Annotated in this window: 19 protein-coding genes and 1 tRNA gene; 11 read left to right on the top strand and 9 right to left on the bottom strand. The window is 57.1% G+C overall.

All coding sequences use genetic code 11. The annotated features are described in order from the left end of the window. Nucleotide 1: 1 nt before the first annotated feature. Entirely contained in the window at nt 2–694 is a 693-nt protein-coding gene (locus AC2FJE_RS07065; protein ID WP_496760813.1) for a hypothetical protein, read from the bottom strand. A gap of 41 nt (nt 695–735) precedes the next feature. Continuing rightward, the gene (locus AC2FJE_RS07060) at nt 736–1,398 is read right to left on the bottom strand and encodes a DNA-3-methyladenine glycosylase I (RefSeq protein WP_496755040.1); all 663 of its coding nucleotides are present in this window, start codon (nt 1,396–1,398) and stop codon (nt 736–738) included. Nucleotides 1,399–1,814: 416 nt separating this feature from the next. Here AC2FJE_RS07060 and AC2FJE_RS07055 point away from each other — a divergent pair, with 416 nt between their 5' ends. The 7 genes from AC2FJE_RS07055 (at nt 1,815) to AC2FJE_RS07025 (ending at nt 9,708) form a co-directional block, all read left to right on the top strand. After that, a complete protein-coding gene (locus tag AC2FJE_RS07055) occupies nt 1,815–2,765 on the top strand; it encodes an ABC transporter substrate-binding protein (protein WP_496755038.1) in 951 nt (316 codons plus the stop codon). A gap of 10 nt (nt 2,766–2,775) precedes the next feature. Further along, on the top strand, nt 2,776–3,825 hold the full coding sequence (locus AC2FJE_RS07050; RefSeq protein WP_496695957.1) for a quaternary amine ABC transporter ATP-binding protein: 1,050 nt from the start codon (nt 2,776–2,778) through the stop codon (nt 3,823–3,825). After that, nucleotides 3,822–5,888 carry an ABC transporter permease gene (locus tag AC2FJE_RS07045; protein ID WP_496760812.1) on the top strand — a complete coding sequence of 689 codons (2,067 nt, stop codon included), beginning with the start codon at nt 3,822–3,824 and terminating at the stop codon, nt 5,886–5,888. The genes AC2FJE_RS07050 and AC2FJE_RS07045 overlap by 4 nt, the downstream gene beginning before the upstream one ends. Nucleotides 5,889–5,996: 108 nt before the next feature. Further along, nucleotides 5,997–6,662: an NnrU family protein gene (locus AC2FJE_RS07040; RefSeq protein WP_496755035.1), complete on the top strand. Its 666-nt coding sequence runs from the start codon at nt 5,997–5,999 to the stop codon at nt 6,660–6,662. A gap of 72 nt (nt 6,663–6,734) precedes the next feature. Beyond that, nucleotides 6,735–7,256, top strand: a complete 522-nt coding sequence (locus AC2FJE_RS07035) for a DUF2478 domain-containing protein (protein ID WP_496755033.1) — start codon at nt 6,735–6,737, stop codon at nt 7,254–7,256. An 86-nt stretch (nt 7,257–7,342) separates the two neighbouring features. Further along, complete coding sequence (locus tag AC2FJE_RS07030; RefSeq protein ID WP_496755031.1) at nt 7,343–8,590, top strand: D-arabinono-1,4-lactone oxidase; 1,248 nt, start codon at nt 7,343–7,345, stop codon at nt 8,588–8,590. Continuing rightward, on the top strand, nt 8,587–9,708 hold the full coding sequence (locus AC2FJE_RS07025) for an alanine racemase (RefSeq protein ID WP_496755029.1): 1,122 nt from the start codon (nt 8,587–8,589) through the stop codon (nt 9,706–9,708). The genes AC2FJE_RS07030 and AC2FJE_RS07025 overlap by 4 nt, the downstream gene beginning before the upstream one ends. 7 nt (nt 9,709–9,715) lie before the next feature. Here the strand turns inward: AC2FJE_RS07025 and AC2FJE_RS07020 are convergent, their stop codons facing one another. From AC2FJE_RS07020 to AC2FJE_RS07005, 4 genes are all read right to left on the bottom strand, one after another. Continuing rightward, the gene (locus AC2FJE_RS07020) at nt 9,716–9,925 is read right to left on the bottom strand and encodes a hypothetical protein (protein WP_496760811.1); all 210 of its coding nucleotides are present in this window, start codon (nt 9,923–9,925) and stop codon (nt 9,716–9,718) included. A 95-nt stretch (nt 9,926–10,020) separates the two neighbouring features. Further along, a complete protein-coding gene (locus tag AC2FJE_RS07015; protein ID WP_496755025.1) occupies nt 10,021–10,314 on the bottom strand; it encodes a hypothetical protein in 294 nt (97 codons plus the stop codon). Nucleotides 10,315–10,333: 19 nt separating this feature from the next. Continuing rightward, a complete protein-coding gene (locus tag AC2FJE_RS07010) occupies nt 10,334–10,714 on the bottom strand; it encodes a hypothetical protein (protein WP_496755023.1) in 381 nt (126 codons plus the stop codon). Nucleotides 10,715–11,132: 418 nt separating this feature from the next. Next, a tRNA-Tyr gene (locus AC2FJE_RS07005) sits at nt 11,133–11,216 on the bottom strand. A gap of 116 nt (nt 11,217–11,332) precedes the next feature. On the opposite strand from AC2FJE_RS07005, the gene rlmB reads away from it, so the two are divergent. The 4 genes from rlmB (at nt 11,333) to AC2FJE_RS06985 (ending at nt 13,627) form a co-directional block, all read left to right on the top strand. Continuing rightward, complete coding sequence (gene rlmB, locus AC2FJE_RS07000) at nt 11,333–12,106, top strand: 23S rRNA (guanosine(2251)-2'-O)-methyltransferase RlmB (protein ID WP_282168845.1); 774 nt, start codon at nt 11,333–11,335, stop codon at nt 12,104–12,106. Further along, nucleotides 12,087–12,401: a hypothetical protein gene (locus tag AC2FJE_RS06995; RefSeq protein ID WP_200833257.1), complete on the top strand. Its 315-nt coding sequence runs from the start codon at nt 12,087–12,089 to the stop codon at nt 12,399–12,401. Before rlmB ends, AC2FJE_RS06995 begins: the two co-directional genes overlap by 20 nt. A 104-nt stretch (nt 12,402–12,505) precedes the next feature. Beyond that, the gene (locus AC2FJE_RS06990; RefSeq protein ID WP_282151636.1) at nt 12,506–12,958 is read left to right on the top strand and encodes a YHS domain-containing (seleno)protein; all 453 of its coding nucleotides are present in this window, start codon (nt 12,506–12,508) and stop codon (nt 12,956–12,958) included. Between the two features lie 198 nt (nt 12,959–13,156). Next, a complete protein-coding gene (locus AC2FJE_RS06985; RefSeq protein WP_282168844.1) occupies nt 13,157–13,627 on the top strand; it encodes a CoA-binding protein in 471 nt (156 codons plus the stop codon). Between the two features lie 3 nt (nt 13,628–13,630). Here the strand turns inward: AC2FJE_RS06985 and AC2FJE_RS06980 are convergent, their stop codons facing one another. From AC2FJE_RS06980 to hisF, 3 genes are all read right to left on the bottom strand, one after another. Then, entirely contained in the window at nt 13,631–14,206 is a 576-nt protein-coding gene (locus AC2FJE_RS06980) for a hypothetical protein (RefSeq protein ID WP_496755021.1), read from the bottom strand. Between the two features lie 72 nt (nt 14,207–14,278). Beyond that, complete coding sequence (locus AC2FJE_RS06975) at nt 14,279–14,596, bottom strand: phosphoribosyl-ATP diphosphatase (protein WP_496755019.1); 318 nt, start codon at nt 14,594–14,596, stop codon at nt 14,279–14,281. Further along, a complete protein-coding gene (hisF, locus tag AC2FJE_RS06970; RefSeq protein ID WP_496755017.1) occupies nt 14,593–15,354 on the bottom strand; it encodes an imidazole glycerol phosphate synthase subunit HisF in 762 nt (253 codons plus the stop codon). The genes AC2FJE_RS06975 and hisF overlap by 4 nt, the downstream gene beginning before the upstream one ends. Between the last annotated feature and the right edge of the window lie 89 nt (nt 15,355–15,443).

Genomic DNA, 15,443 nt, shown 5'->3' with positions numbered 1-15,443 from the left:
CTTAGCCTTCGCGGCAAATCCCTTCGACCTTCGCTCCGCTCCACGGAATGACAACGGCACGCTTGCGCTGCGCGCCAGGCAGCGGTGACAAGTCGAAATGCGCGCCCAACATGTCATGCAAGCGCAGGGTCCGCGGTGCGGTAGGGTCCAATGCCCGGCAGCAGACGTATTCCTCGACGATCGCCCCCTGTTGTTCGAATCCATAGGATAAAAAATCCGGCGATGTCTGCAGGTCGAACAAGTACGGGTCCTTGCTTCCGCCATGTTCGGCGGCGGCTCGCAAGGGATGGTAACCAGTGGACTGGCGGTTCTGCCATTGCCAGACGTGGGTCAGTTCGTGTGCAAGCAACATCCCGGCAATCAGGTCCATCTGTTCTGGGAAATCGGACATATAGTCCTCAAGGTACCAGTCCTTGTTAAAATAGACCTTATTGAACAACGCAACAGCGGCGGGTTTCGCGGTTACGACCCCTTCTTCGGTTGGTGGCAGGATACGTTCCCGACAGGCCAGGCGCGGCCGGTCCTTGCGGTAAAACGTGATCGGCGTTACCGGCGCACCTTCGACAAGTCGCACGCGATCCAGATCCAGCGTGTCGCCTTGAACGGCACTTGCAAATGCGCGTTCCTGATCCGTCAAAGGGCGACCACAGGCAGCAAGCAAAATTAATAGCGTCATCAAAATACGAAAGGCCATAATCAAAGCCTAATGCGATGCGCCCGCGCTGCAACCCGTTTTCACAGGCTCATCGCCAAAACCCTGCTGATTTCGGTTAGCGACCGGCCTGATTGATCCATCCATGTATTAAAGGCCTCTTGCACCGCAGCCATTGCCTTTTTCGAAGTCGCGGGTTTATCAACCACCCCTTCGGCAACCAGCCGCGCGGTCACATCTTGCGAGAGGATAAAACTGTCACGCCCTGCAAATCGCATGGCGTATTGGGCCGACGCGCCGCCCAGACGCGACCCGCGCTTGGCCAGCATCGCCAACAGACCGACGTAGTTTTCGGATGGCCATCCTCCAAGCACCTGACCCGCGCCGCCTTCATTACGCAGTTCCAGCAGAAATGCGGCATTGTCACGAACGGTCGCGATCTTGGTTCCGTTGCGCACAATGCGGGTGTCCTGCAGCAAGGCGTCGAATATCTCATCATCCATGAAGGCGCAGCGTCCGACATCGAAACCGTCAAATGCGATTTCAAACCCGTCCCACTTGTTTTCGATGACCTTCCAGTTGAACCCCGCCTGAAAAATAGTCTTGGTAATAATCGACAGCCAGCGATCTTCCGGCATCTCAGCAAGCTCGGCCAGGCTTTTGGGTTTGCTCAATTTTTCATTCAACGCATCCGGGCCACCATGGCGATTGGCAGCCATTACAAATATTTCATCGAAATGATGCATCAATCATGTCCTCCACCGTTAAAGTTGCTTGTTGAACGCTTCGTTGCAAGGTCTCAAAGAGAGTGAGGTTTTGGACTTTTGGTGCGTCTGAGATCAAAAAAATGCAGAAAAATCGAACATCGAGCAAAGAAATGCTCGACAAAACAGGGGAATCGGGTTTCTGATTGACTCGTCAATCAAAGACCTGCGCCTGATATTTGTGTTAAGCAAAAACGCGCGCGATCAGTACAACGCAGCGAGTGGGGACTTGCGGCTTAATACAAGGCGAAAAATTCCGCCTTTGTTCAAAGTGTTCACTTCCCTTTTGCGGCCAATATTGTGCATGTTGCGACATGGTATTGTCGTCTGTCCAACCTTCCGGCGCGCACCTGTGCGCTGAGGTGGACGAAAAACAAAAAAAGACAGGGAGAATGTCGATGAAAAAACTTAGTGTCAGCCTGTTGGCTATGATGGTAGCCGGTTCCGCTTACGCCGCCGATATGGGTGCCGTGGACGAGCCGATCAAACTGGCGATCAACGAATGGACCGGTCAGCACGTAACGACCCAAGTGGCGGGCGAGATGCTGAAAGCCGCGGGTTACAACGTCGAATATGTGACCGCTGGTATGATGAACCAGTTCCAGGCAATCGCGGATGGCGACATCACTGCGACGCTGGAAATCTGGTCGTCAAACGTATCGGACGAATACGCCAAGAAAATCGACGAAGGCACCGTCGTCGAAATTGGCGATCTGGGTCTGGATGCCAAGGAAGGCATCGCTTATCCGGCGCACGTGGCCGATCTGTGCCCCGGTCTGCCGGCATGGGAAGCGCTGAAGGATTGCGCGCAGGTCTTCGCGACCGCTGAAACTCTGCCCGGTGGTCGTCTGGTCGACTATCCTGCCGATTGGGGTACGCCCGGCGCCGACCGTATGACCGGTCTTGAACTGCCGTTCAAAGCTGTGCCTGCCGGTTCCGAAGGTGCTTTGATCGCCGAATTGCGCGCCTCGACCGAGCGCAAGTCGCCGCTGCTGATCACTTTCTGGCAGCCGCATTGGGCGATGTCGGCCTATGAAGTTCAGTTCGTTGAATTGCCTGCCGGTGAAGAAGCTTGCTTTAACGACCCGGCCTGGGGACCGAACCCGAACGCCGTGAACGACTGCGATTTCTCGCCCTCGCGCATCTTCAAAGCCAGCTGGAACGGGATGGAAGAAAAATGGCCCGCGGCCTATGAAATCCTGTCCAACTATCAATTGGCGGTCGAGGACCAGCAGCCGATGATGGGCGCGATCGACGTTGACGGCGGTAAAGTCGAAGAAGTTGTCGCCGAATGGATGGCTGCGAACGAAGACAAATGGCGTCCGGTTGTTGACGCGGCAACGCAGTGAGTTCGCATAAGTGACTGACGCGAATACGCCAGCCATTACCTGCCAGAATCTCTGGCAGGTTTTTGGTCAAGGCGCAGACAAAGCCCTGACCGACGCGCTGTCTCGGTCAGGGAATGACGCAGACAAAGCCGCCGCCGATCTGCGCGAACACGGGTTCATCCCGGCCGTTCAGGACGCAAATTTTGAAGTCAAAGAGGGCGAGCTGTTCGTCATCATGGGCCTGTCGGGATCGGGCAAGTCCACACTGATCCGCTGTATCTCGCAATTGCTGCCGGGCACGGGCGGCGAAATCCGTGTCGACGGCGAAAACGTTATCGGCGCGTCGAAGAAAGCGCTGACCGAATTGCGGCGCAAAAAACTGGGCATGGTGTTCCAGCATTTTGGCCTGTTTCCACACATGACTGTTGCGGACAACGTGGCCTATCCACTGCGCGTATCGGGCGTCGGCAAAAAGGAACGAATGGCCCGTGCGCAAGAGGTCATCACTCTGGTCGGACTGGAGGGGCGCGAGGACAGCTACCCGCGTCAGCTTTCCGGTGGTCAGCGTCAGCGCGTGGGAATTGCACGGTCTTTGGCGGTGAACCCGGACATCTGGTTTCTGGACGAGCCGTTCTCGGCCCTCGACCCGCTGATCCGCCGACAGCTGCAGGACGAATTCCTGCGCATTCAGGCGACGCTGAAGAAATCCATCGTCTTCATTACTCATGATATCCAAGAGGCGCTGAAACTGGCCGACCGCATCGCCATCATGCGCGATGGCAAGATCGTCCAGATCGGAACGCCGACGGATATCGTATTGCGCCCCGTAGATGACTACGTGCGCGAATTTTCGAAAGACGTCGCCAAGGGTCAGCACGCCAAGGTTGCCTCGGTCATGCGGGACGAATCAGAACGTGGCCCGGATGATCCTGGCCTGACAACTTCGATGACCCTGGACGCCGCGTTGGCGCATTGCATGGAGCTTTATGAACCTGTTCCTGTACGCGATGAAAACGGCAATATTGTCGGCACGGTTCATCCTTCTGATCTTGCCGCCGCCCTTCAGGTGGATGAGACATGACTACCGTTTCAGACATCCCCAGTAACAACGCGGCCCAATTGACGGTTGGCGCGAAGGCGGCATTGATCACAGTCGTTGTCGGCGCGATTTGCCTTGCGTTGGAGGGTCTTGCGCCTTGGTTGGTCAAGTGGCCCACCGCTTGGGAATTGCCCGCGACTGAGTGGGTTGGCGCGTTTTTGGACTGGTTTCTGAACGGCATCAAACCAGCGATGCGGTTGCTTTCCGATTTGATGGCATATCCCATGAACGGGGCCAATTTCGTATTGGGTAATACACCATGGCCCATCCTCATCGGTCTGGTAACGGCACTGGGCTGGTTCCTGGGCGGATTGCCCATGGCGGCGTTGGGTTTCTTTGGGCTGTGTTTCGTGCTGGCCTCAGGCTACTGGGCCGAGAGTATGAATACGCTGGCGCTGGTTGCCGTTTCTGTGCCCGTCGCGTTAGTCGTCGGCGGTGCCATCGGCATCCTTGCCAACGAAGTGCCGCGCGTCAGGTCCTTTGTTCAGGCGGTGCTGGACGTAATGCAGACGGTTCCGACATTTGCCTATTTGACCCCGCTGTTGCTGTTGTTCGGCTTTGGTCCGGTCGTAGGGCTGATCGCTTCGGCCATCTATGCGGCCCCGCCAATGGCGCGCAACGTGATGCTGGGTCTGGAACGGGTCGAGCCCGAGATCAAAGAGGCCGCCATCATGTCCGGCGGCACGCGGTTTCAGCAGTTGTTTCAGGTCGAAATCCCCGCAGCGGCGACGCAGATCATGGTGGGCGTAAACCAATGCCTGATGGCCGCCCTTTCGATGGTCATCATCGCCGCCGTTATCGGCGGGTTCAACGATATCGGCTGGGAAGTTCTTCTGACCATGCGCAAGGCGCAGTTTGGTGAGTCGCTGATGGCCGGTCTCGTCATCGTGGTCTTTGCCGTGGTGATCGATCGGATGAGCGGTACGTTGGCGACCGAGCGTAAGCGCTATGATCCACGCGTTGTCTGGGCAGTTCTGGGCTTTACGGTCCTGTTTACCGCCGCCTTTTGGGCTTGGCTGCCGAACCCGTCCGAGTTGACCCTGCTGGACCCGATGGCTGAGGCTGTCGACAGCGGACTGACAGCGTTCACGCAGGCGAATGGTCCTTGGCTGGATGCTCTCAAGAACAACTCGTTGTTTTACGTGCTGTTGCCGTTGCGGATCGGACTGGATCAAGCTGTTCTGCCCTTCACATGGGGTTTCCAGTGGACAGCAGGGATGAGCTTTGGCCTTTTTGCTGCCGGCGGCGTCATCGCCGCATTGATGGCATGGCGCGGCCACCTGACAGGTGGTTTGGTTGTTCTGATCCTGATCGGAATGCTGGAAACGGGTATTTCAAACCTTCCATGGCCCTTCGTCCTGACCGGGGCGGCTGCGCTCAGCTATGTCGCGGGGGGCTGGCGTCTGGCGGCGCTTTCCGTTGGGTTGCTTTGCACCATCCTAGTGTCCGGCCTGTGGGAGCGCGCCTTGCTGTCGCTTTACCTCAGCGGTGCTGCGGTGTTTTCCTGCGCCATCGCAGGTGGCTTGATCGGCCTAGCCAGCGCCGTATGGTTGCCGGTCTGGAAGGTCGTTCGTCCGATCTGCGACATGCTGCAGACAATCCCGCTGTTCGTCTTCCTGATCCCTGTGCTGATGGTTTTCCAGATTGGCGAGTTCTCGGCCTTTCTGGCGATCTGTGCCTACGCCATTGTCCCGATGATCCGCTACACGAGGCACGGTTTGGTCAACACACCGGAAGAGATGATGGAGGCCGCAATCTCGAGCGGTGCGACCGAGTGGCAGATCATGCGCGACGTGCGCGCGCCATATGCTGCGCCGACGATCCTGCTGGGGTTGAACCAGACCATCCTTTATGCCTTTGCAATGCTGGTGATCGCGGCACTGATCGGGACCACCGGTCTGGGGCAGTCGATCTATCTTGCACTAGGGCAAGCGGATGTGGGTCTGGGCATCTCGGCCGGTGCTGCTATGGCGATTCTGGCGCTTGTTGCCGACCGTATCGTACAGGGTTTTGCCGAAGAACGGCGCAAAGCGCTGGGACTGTAAAATGGGGCAGGGGCGGCGCGTCCGCCCCTTTTGCCCTGCACTTGATCTTAGACAAAGACCGGACAGCGTTCGAGACGTAGACCGCGCGTAACACGTTCGGAGAACACGATGACCGGTTGGGCCTTCTTCCTCGCAGCACTGATTACCTTTCTTCTCAGCCACGCCATCACGGTAAGACCGGCCGTGCGCGGTCGGCTGATCGATATGTTGGGGCGCAGGGGGTATTTCGCTGCATATTCCGCATTGTCCCTATTGGTTCTCGCGTGGCTGATCGTCGCTGCAGCCCAAGCACCATATGTTGAGGTCATACCACCGTTTGCCATTTTTCGCTGGGCACCACTCTTGGTGATGCCGATCGTGTGTTGGCTGGCGGTTGCAGGCTTGTCGATCCAAAACCCGTTCTCTTTTGGCGGGATGGGGCGCCGCGCCTTCGATCCTGAAAAACCGGGCATTCTGCGGACAACGCGCCACCCTATTCTTGTCGCCTTGATGCTGTGGGCAGTGGCGCATCTGCTGGCCAATGGCAGTCTGTCACACGTGATCCTGTTTGGCCTTTTTGCCGGTTTTTCTGTCTTAGGCATGGCCTTGATCGACCGCCGTAAACAACGCGATATGGGTATGGAATGGACTCGGTTGTCCCGCAATACAGGTCGTCTGTCGCTGCGCGCGCCGCGTCCTTGGCCGCGCCCTTGGGTCTGGTTTGTTGCTATCATCATCTACATGGCCCTGCTTCATCTGCACGCGCCTGTGATCGGGTTGTCACCACTGCCGTAAAGCAAGAGAGTGGCCGCGCGAGTACTTGCGTGCTATCTGGAATGTCACAAATCTGTACTTAGGGGTCCTTAGATGCATCTGGCCTATGTCACTACCACCGACCGCGGCGCAACCGATCGTCTTTTAAGCGCGGTTGCCGAACACCTGCTCGCGAAAGGCGCGAGCCTTGCCGGAGTCGTGCAAACTAATACCGAATGCGCGGATAGCAGCAAGTGTGACATGGATGTTCGGGTTCTGCCCGAGGGAGAGACCATTCGCATCTCGCAATCCCTTGGTGAGCAGTCGCGCGGTTGCCGTTTGGATCCTGCTGCGTTGGAACAGGCCGTAGGATATGTGACGTCTTCGCTGGCCGATGCGCCCCAATTGCTGATCATCAACAAATTCGGCAAGCACGAGGCTGACGGGCGTGGATTCCGCCCCGTGATCGCCGAAGCTCTGGCACTGGATATTCCCGTCCTTGTTGGTGTGAACGGTCTGAACAAAGAAAAATTCGACGCGTTCACTGGTGGTGCTGCCGAACAGATCGCACCTGATCCAGAAAGCATCATTGCATGGTTCGACCGCGTCACTGCGCAACGTGAGGCCGCGGCCTGACAAAGCTCCCGTCGGGTAAGCTTCTGTTTTCCTGACTTGTTTCGTGTCGCATGTGCTGCAATCCTCTCTCTCGGAGGAGACAGTGCATGTGGACCAACTGGGCCGGAAACCAGCGCACGGATACGCCAATAGCGCGCCCGACGTCGATTGCTGAACTGCAAAATGAGATCGCGCGACCCCAAAGCCTGCGGGTCTTGGGTGCGGGGCATTCCTTTACGCCAATCGTGGCCGGTGGTGACCGGATCGTGGACTTGTCTGATTTGGATCTGCCAACGCTTGGTGATGCCCGGCAGGATCGGGTGTGGGTCAACGCCAATGCGCGGTTGCGGGATCTGTCACCGGCGCTGGCGGACAAAGGACTGGCATTTCGAAACCTTGGGGATATCAACACCCAATCGCTGGCGGGTGCGGCGTCGACTGCGACGCATGGGACCGGGCGGGACTTGCCGTGCCTTGCGGCAGAAATCACTGCAGCCCAGATGATCGGAGCAAGTGGAGATATTCTGACCACGGATGATATCCCGCTTGAGATGGTACAGGTCAGTTTGGGGATGCTAGGCGTTCTGACCGAAGCGCAGATTTCGGTCGTGCCAAAATACAACTTACGTCGTCAGGTTCAGCTTGCCTCGGTCGAGGAAAGTCTGGCCACGATGCACCAGAATTGGACGGAGAACCGGAATTTCGAATTCTTCTGCATCCCGTTTACCGGAAAAACTGTCGAGCTACGTCACGCCATCATCGATGCCGCCGAAAGCAAGGCACCGCGCGATTTGGATATGATCGCTGTAAAAGTACTGAAACTTGCACGCAGCGCGGGGCGGATCAGCGAGGGTTTGCGCCGTGCGATGCTCAAGCTACTGACGCTTGCGCAGTCGGACGAGGATTACGTCGGCGAAAGCTGGCGGGTTTTGTGTAGCGACCGGCATATTCGTTTCAAGGAAATGGAATACCATCTGCCGCCAGATGTGGCTGGGGATGTTCTGCAAGAGATTCTGACGCGCCTGCACCGCGACCATAAGGATATCTACTTTCCGATCGAGGTGCGCCAGACCGCTGGTGACACGGCCTGTCTGTCTCCGTTCCAGGGTGGGCCGCGCATTTCCATTGCCATCCACACCGACGCAGCCGAGGATCATAAACGGTATTTCGAAGCCATTGAGCCGCTATTTGTCGAAGCAGGGGGCCGCCCTCATTGGGGCAAGATGCACAATTTGACTTACAAAGACCTGTCCGTAATGTATCCGGATTTTGACCAGTTTTGTGCGTTGCGCGAACAGCTCGATCCACAGGGTAAATTTCTGACGCCCTCGCTTGCTCGGTTGTTTCGACCATGAACGCAGCAGCCCTGAAAGCTCTGTCAAATGCTCTGCGATCACACGGGGTCGACAAGCCCGTCGTCGTAGTGGACTTAGACTTGTTGGACGCCAATTGTGTTGTCGCGAACAGGGCTGCTGACGCTGGGCTGGCCCGCAGGCTGGTCGCCAAGTCTCTGCCCTGCCTTCCTTTGTTGGATTTCATTCGCGAGCGCATCTCGACCTCTGGCCTGATGACGTTTTCCGAACCGATGTTGCAGGCGCTTTTGACGGCCGAGCCCGATACGGACAATCTGATCGGGAAGCCCCTGCCTGTCAGTATGGCTGCAAGGCTTCTGACCACCAATCACGACGCGGCAAGGCGCGTTCAATGGTTGATCGACACACCAGCTCGGCTTGGGGAATATCTGGCGTTGGCTTCAGATCGCCAGACGTCACTGCGTTTGTCTTTGGAACTGGATATCGGCCTGCACCGTGGCGGGCTAAATTCTCAGAATGTCCCAGAACTTGCCCAACAAATAATGGCGCACCCATACGGGCAGCTAGCCGGGGTCATGGGGTACGAGGCGCATTTGGCGAAACTGCCCGGCATTCTGCGCAACCGCGCGGTTCGGGCCAGTGCAGATGCGTTCAACACAGCCGTCGCCGCTTTGCCGCGTGACGAGGATGGGTTGTGTCTGAACACAGGCGGCAGCCTGACCTTTCAATCCTACCTTGCCGAGGGTTCAGCGAATGAAGTGGCATTCGGCTCGGTCCTGGTAAAGCCCGGCGATTTTGACCACGCCACGACGCAGGCGTTTGACCCAGCCGCGTTCATCGCGACACCGGTTCTGAAAGTAATGCCGGGAAACGCATTGCCGGGTCTGGAGTTCTTGCCGCGACAAAAAACGGATATTGCGATCTTTGGCGGCCACTTCCTTGCCCAGCCGGTTTTCCCAGCAGCGTTTGGCTACTCAGCGGTCTTTGGCCGTTCAAGCAATCAGGAAGTGTGGACAGGTCCACGTTCGGCAGAGGTATCGCCGGGCGACATCGCACTGCTTCGCCCTGATCAAAGCGAGGCTGTGCTGAATCAGTTCGGCACCATTCTGGCCGTCCGAGGCAGGCAGGTGGTTAGTGAATGGCCATGCCTGCCTAACTAGGCGTCGGTTAATCTGCAAACACGGCTTCGGCGGCGCGGCGCGCCTCGGGGTCGCGTTTGATTTCTTGGTTGTAAGGAAGCTCGGCCAGTTCGGGCACCGACTGACGCAAGATCGCCGCGTTCATCTCTCCGTTCCGGCGTAGGGCAGGAGTAATGCCCATATTGCGCGAGATCAGATATCTGTCATTGAACGGATTGAGCGTAAAGTGACGCGGCATCCCGTTCAGCCCGGCACCCATTGTGTTTGGAAGGATGTTCTCAAGAAATGATAGGTCAAACGCGTTGCGGTGCGTTTCCGGTGGCAGTGTGTCAGCTAAGTCATCACCTCACGTTGCCAATGGACAGCGGGTGGAATGCCATCATGCGCCCTTAAGCGCAGGTGCCGCACCAGATCTGGAAATCGAAACGCATCCTGCCCTTTCCACTGATTTGCACGGTTCATGTCCTTGACACTTCCACGCACCGAGATCTCGGCATCAGGCAGGAATTCGTGTGCCGCCAGTTCACGATACCCCATGGTCGACGTATGTCCGCCCGTTCGAAGCCCGAACAGCTTTTCCTCGAGGCTCAGTTCATCCGACGGGCCGTGTTCTTCAGCCAGCTTCATGCTATCTATCCGTTCGGGCTCAAAAACCAAGCTTCTGTCCAATTTTCTGGGCAAGCAGACAATCCAGCGATGACAGATAGTTAATCCGGTGCGTATAAAACGCACTGACATGTTCAAGGTGCTCCTTGGCCGACGCGACCAGTGCCCGGCTGTCATACCCACCGGTAATCGGAATGGCGGACCGGAAAGATCGCGCAAGTGCACCAGCTGTCGCCCTGAGACGTGTCACTATTTCTGATGCAACAGTGTCAATATCTGCATCTGCGGTAAACGGCGCGTCCGATTGGGGCCAATGGCGATATTGCTGATACCGGTCCAGGGTCAGCGAATGACTTGGTCGGGCCAGCCGAAGATCGCGGTCAGCAGTGAAGCCTAAAGAAAAGTTAGTTGCCCCCGACATGACGTCCTCGACCCGGATATAGCGACCTGGCTCAATGGGTCGGTCCAGCGCCAAGAAAAGGTGATGAGCCGATTAGGCCCGTCTTAGGGTAATAGAAAAAGGACAATTCCAGTGTAGGATCGAAGTATAGCCTTTGTTCCCGCCCGAGCCTGCTGAATATGACAAAAGCGCCCGGCCAGGTTTTTAAGCCAGTCTTCCAAATCGCGCCAAGTCGGACTGGCACCAAGATCGACCAGTGTATCGCCTGCTATGACCGTTCCGGTGTCGACCGCGATCCCCAGAATCAACAGCTGTAGGCCAGCGTCGGCGCAATCGCGTAGCGTTCTGCCAAGGTCAACAATTTGCAACAGAGCCTCGCAATCGAAGGCCAGTGCAAACGAAAATGCTTGGATCGAGGGATCTCTATGTGATTGGAAAGTGGTGGGCGACCCTGGAATCGAACCAGGCGTGCGTCTCCGCGAGGGAGTTACAGTCCCCTGCCACACCTTGCGGCCTGTCGCCCACTGTCAGGCGTTGCACCTGACGTGGAGGCGTGATTACTAGCGCCTTGAAGAAGCGTCAACAGGAAAATTTGGCTTTGACGCAGGAAACCGAATTCCCGGCCCGGAGGCCCAAGAAATGAAGAAACCCAAGTGGGTCGTTGAAAAGGAACAGGCGCGCAAAGCTGCGGCGTCTGAAACCGTTTGGCTGTTCGGTTTGCATGCCGTTCGGGATGCTTTGATGAACCTGAACCGGCAGAAACTGAAACTGATTGTGACGCGGAACGCACGGGATAAACTGGCAGAAGCGATTGAATTTGCAGGGATTGAGGCCGAAATGGTCGATCCGCGAAAATTCACCGCGCCCATTGATCCCGGTTCAGTCCATCAGGGGGCTGCACTTGAGGTCAAGCCGCTGGATTGGGGCGGGCTGGCTGAAAATTGCATTGGGCGTGAGCATCCCAGGGTCATTTTATTGGACCGTGTTACCGACCCGCACAATGTTGGGGCGATTCTTCGCTCGGCCGAAGTGCTTGGAGCCAGTGCCGTGATCGGTACGCGGCACCATTCGGCGCCGGAGACGGGCGCGCTGGCCAAAACCGCGAGTGGAGCACTGGAGCGTCAGCCCTATCTGCGCGTGCGCAATCTGGCGGATACCATTGTCGAGCTGCAGAACATGGGCTTTCTGGTATTGGGTCTGGACGGTGAGGCCGAACAAACCATCGAGACGGCGTTGGGCGGCAAACTGGATCAACCTGTCGCGTTGGTTCTGGGGGCCGAAGGTCCCGGCCTGCGGCAAAAGACCAAGGAAACTGTCAATCAACTGGTGAAAATCGACGCATCCGGTGGGTTTGGTTCTCTTAACGTCTCAAATGCTGCCGCAATTGCCTTATATGCTTCAAGGCATCGATAGACAGGAGAGAGCCATTACCAGCCCGACCAAAATCGCTACTTGCTGTTACTGCGGAACGCGCGCTGCGTTGGTTCTGAAAGGGAAGCAACGCCACGAACTCAGCTGCTCTAGCTGTGGGGCCCCTTTGCATGACCTCAAGATGGTTCCCAAGCGCAAGCTGAGCAATGACAAGCCAAAGCGCGACAGCTACAAAACCGCTACCGCATACAAGTCCAAAAAGAAAAAGAAGAAAAAGGGGATTTTTGCGCGCGTCATTGATGAAGCATGGGATGTGGTCGAGGATATCTTTGACTGACGCGGGATAAAGCGACACGAGCGTTCACAACCGCGTTAATAGGGGTGTTTCGCGCGACAAAAGATTGCATTTTGGTACCCTGAATTTGTAATCCTGAGCATGTGATGCCAATCAAACGTTTCATACTTGGCGCGATAGCCGCCGTTGCCCTTCTTTCTGCCGCCCAAGCACAGGACATGCCCGTCTTCTATGAGGCGGACGGTGCCGTCATGGCCGGCTACGACCCTGTCTCATATTTTCTTGAGGAAACGCCGGTCCGCGGATTGCCAGAATATTCTGTGATCTGGAAAGGGGCCGAGTGGCATTTCGCCTCGGCCGAGAATCGCGATCTGTTTGAAAGCAATCCTCGCGCCTTTTCCCCTCAGTTCGGGGGCTACTGCGCCTATGCCATGGCGCAAGGTATCTTAAAAAGCACCGATCCGATGCTTTGGGACATGGTGGAAGGCCGGCTGTACCTGACCCACTCGCCTGAGATTGAGCAGCTCTGGCGTGGAGATCGTGCAGAATACATTCACATGGCCGAGGAAAACTGGCCTGTGGTGCTGTATCAAGACTAGGCGAATTTCCGCCTTCTTTGGGCTGTCATCACAAAAATGCGACGCCCCTCTTTTTTTCTCGGAACTTATGCCTAAATGTCACAGTGACCGCGGAACGGAACTGCCGCGGGTCATTTCACTGTCCCTCGTTCCAACAACTGGCGCTCAGGTTCGACCTGAGCGCTTTTTTCTTTGCTGCGCCAAGTCTAGGGTGCCCGCATGCCGAATTACACAGACCCATTCCTGAAAGACATCCTGCGTCGCACCAAGGTGATTGCTGTCGTGGGCGTTTCGATGAACCCGGTGCGGCCCAGCTATTATGTCGCGCGGTATCTTTCACTTAAGAGATACACGGTGATCCCGGTGAACCCAGGTCATGCCGGGAAAGTACTTTTCGGGCAGACCGTTCGCGCGTCATTGTCTGAGATTACTCAGCCGGTCGATATGGTTGACATCTTTCGCCGTTCCGAAGCTGTTCCGTCAATAGTCGACGAAGCACTGTCTTCTTTTCCCGACCTACGCACGATCTGGATGCAGATCGGCGTTGAACACCCCGAAGCCGCAGCCAAAGCACAGGCGCGCGGCGTGGATGTGGTGATGAATCGCTGTCCTAAAATCGAATATCAGCGCCTGTTTGGCGAGCTGCGCATGGGTGGATTCGCGACCGGAGTGATTTCTTCCAGACTGTGAAGGTTAGCCGCCGACATACGGCAGCAATTCCCCGTATTGTTCCTGGCGGCGCTTTTCCAGAACAACGCTTCGGGGCACCCACTCATACTTGGTGTCTTCCACCAAGGGCGACCAGAACAGAACACCGCCGTACCGCCATGGGTCCAGCACCACGCCGTCATACATCGTCTCGCCCTTGCGGCTGATGATGGCTGTGCTGTGGTCGATTCTGAACTGGTTGTCCGCATTTGCTATCGCACGGTGCAAGTCCAGCGTCCGGAAGTTCTCTTGCTTCAGCCGACGTTCGATATCCTCGGCCCAATGCCAGCACAGCCCACGCGGGCGTAGACCCTTGTTGACCTTGGCATTGTGGATCAGCGGAGGGTCAGTGATTTCGTATTCCTGAACCAACTGCGCGGTATAGGAATAGGCGATGCGGGCTGCGCGGTCAGCTTCTTCGGGGTCGATGTCGGGACCAAGGCTGCGGATTTCCGTTGCCAGTCGTTGAACTTCATCACCTGTCGAGCGCGGCGGTGCCGAACACGCGGTAATCATCACAAGCGAAAGCAAAGCCATTACACTGGCCAGAGCCCTGGTCATTCCCGCGTTCCTCGGTCGGTCCCACACTGGTCCCTGACTATACAGGGCAGGGCGGCAGGACGGAACCCGCGCTTAGGTCTTTGGGCGTGATGCCTTTTCCGCGATTCCGCTTGTGCCCTGGCGTCGGGCCAACTCGGCCAAAACGTCATCCAGCGCCACGTCCCGCGCGGCCAGCATGACCAACAGGTGATAGAGGACATCCGCAGCCTCGGCGGTCAGCTTGTCCTTGTCGCCTTTGACGGCTTCGATGATGGCCTCAACAGCCTCTTCCCCGAACTTCTCGGCACATTTCTCTGGCCCCTTGGCCAGCAGTTTTGCGGTCCAGCTAGAGTCGGGCTCGGCACCTTTGCGGGTCTTAATCGTCGCGGCCAGATCGTGTAGGATGTTCATATCAGCCTCATGGGGATGCCAGCCGCAGCCATGTGTTCTTTGGCCTCGCGGATGGTGTATTCGCCGAAATGGAAGATCGAGGCCGCCAGCACGGCACTGGCCCCGCCTTCTGTCACACCTTCGACCAGATGATCCAGGTTGCCTACGCCGCCAGAAGCAATCACCGGCACGTCCACCGCGTCCGAGATCGCGCGGGTCAGCGGCAGATTGAAGCCTGCCTTGGTGCCGTCGCGGTCCATTGAGGTCAAAAGGATTTCGCCAGCCCCTTTGGCGACAACGGTTTTGGCGAACTCAAGCGCGTCGATACCGGTCGGCTTGCGGCCACCGTGGGTGAAGATCTCCCACTTGCCTGGGCTGGTTGTTTTTGCGTCGATGGCACACACAATACACTGGCTACCGAACTGATCGGCAGCTTCTGCGATGACATCCGGGTTGGCGACAGCGGCCGAATTGAAGCTGACCTTGTCGGCGCCAGCCAGCAACAGCGCACGCACGTCGTCCTTGGTGCGGACACCTCCGCCGACGGTCAGCGGAACAAAGCATTGTTCTGCCGTGCGCTGAACCACATCGAACATGGTGCCACGATTTTCATGGGTGGCATGAATGTCCAGAAAACAGATCTCATCCGCGCCTGCTGCGTCATAGGCTTTGGCCGACTCTACAGGATCGCCCGCGTCACGCAGGCCAACGAAATTGACACCTTTGACAACACGGCCATCGGCGACATCCAGGCAGGGAATGATACGGGTTTTCAGCATACCGGCGTCCTTTGTTGGCGCACCTGTATCGGCAAAACCCCGCCTTTTCCAGTACCGTTAGGGCGCGTTGCGGAAAATGGCGGGGTCAA

It is taken from the genome of Ruegeria sp. CDSC002 (assembly GCF_059610905.1).
The sequence above is the reverse complement of the archived record's forward strand: the minus strand, read 5'-3'. Positions and strand labels throughout refer to the sequence as shown.

Bases quoted from the DNA above. Each gene is read 5' to 3' on its own strand.
- AC2FJE_RS06995 (WP_200833257.1), top strand. From the start codon at position 12,087: ATGCTTCAAGGCATCGATAGACAGGAGAGAGCCATTACCAGCCCGACC.
- AC2FJE_RS07025 (WP_496755029.1), top strand. From the start codon at position 8,587: ATGAACGCAGCAGCCCTGAAAGCTCTGTCAAATGCTCTGCGATCACAC.
- AC2FJE_RS07030 (WP_496755031.1), top strand. From the start codon at position 7,343: ATGTGGACCAACTGGGCCGGAAACCAGCGCACGGATACGCCAATAGCG.
- AC2FJE_RS06980 (WP_496755021.1), bottom strand. From the start codon at position 14,206: ATGACCAGGGCTCTGGCCAGTGTAATGGCTTTGCTTTCGCTTGTGATG.
- AC2FJE_RS07040 (WP_496755035.1), top strand. From the start codon at position 5,997: ATGACCGGTTGGGCCTTCTTCCTCGCAGCACTGATTACCTTTCTTCTC.
- AC2FJE_RS07015 (WP_496755025.1), bottom strand. From the start codon at position 10,314: ATGAAGCTGGCTGAAGAACACGGCCCGTCGGATGAACTGAGCCTCGAG.
- AC2FJE_RS07020 (WP_496760811.1), bottom strand. From the start codon at position 9,925: ATGCCGCGTCACTTTACGCTCAATCCGTTCAATGACAGATATCTGATC.
- AC2FJE_RS07060 (WP_496755040.1), bottom strand. From the start codon at position 1,398: ATGCATCATTTCGATGAAATATTTGTAATGGCTGCCAATCGCCATGGT.
- AC2FJE_RS07045 (WP_496760812.1), top strand. From the start codon at position 3,822: ATGACTACCGTTTCAGACATCCCCAGTAACAACGCGGCCCAATTGACG.
- rlmB (WP_282168845.1), top strand. From the start codon at position 11,333: ATGAAGAAACCCAAGTGGGTCGTTGAAAAGGAACAGGCGCGCAAAGCT.
- AC2FJE_RS07035 (WP_496755033.1), top strand. From the start codon at position 6,735: ATGCATCTGGCCTATGTCACTACCACCGACCGCGGCGCAACCGATCGT.
- AC2FJE_RS06985 (WP_282168844.1), top strand. From the start codon at position 13,157: ATGCCGAATTACACAGACCCATTCCTGAAAGACATCCTGCGTCGCACC.
- AC2FJE_RS06975 (WP_496755019.1), bottom strand. From the start codon at position 14,596: ATGAACATCCTACACGATCTGGCCGCGACGATTAAGACCCGCAAAGGT.
- AC2FJE_RS07010 (WP_496755023.1), bottom strand. From the start codon at position 10,714: ATGTCGGGGGCAACTAACTTTTCTTTAGGCTTCACTGCTGACCGCGAT.
- AC2FJE_RS07065 (WP_496760813.1), bottom strand. From the start codon at position 694: ATGGCCTTTCGTATTTTGATGACGCTATTAATTTTGCTTGCTGCCTGT.
- hisF (WP_496755017.1), bottom strand. From the start codon at position 15,354: ATGCTGAAAACCCGTATCATTCCCTGCCTGGATGTCGCCGATGGCCGT.
- AC2FJE_RS06990 (WP_282151636.1), top strand. From the start codon at position 12,506: ATGCCAATCAAACGTTTCATACTTGGCGCGATAGCCGCCGTTGCCCTT.
- AC2FJE_RS07055 (WP_496755038.1), top strand. From the start codon at position 1,815: ATGAAAAAACTTAGTGTCAGCCTGTTGGCTATGATGGTAGCCGGTTCC.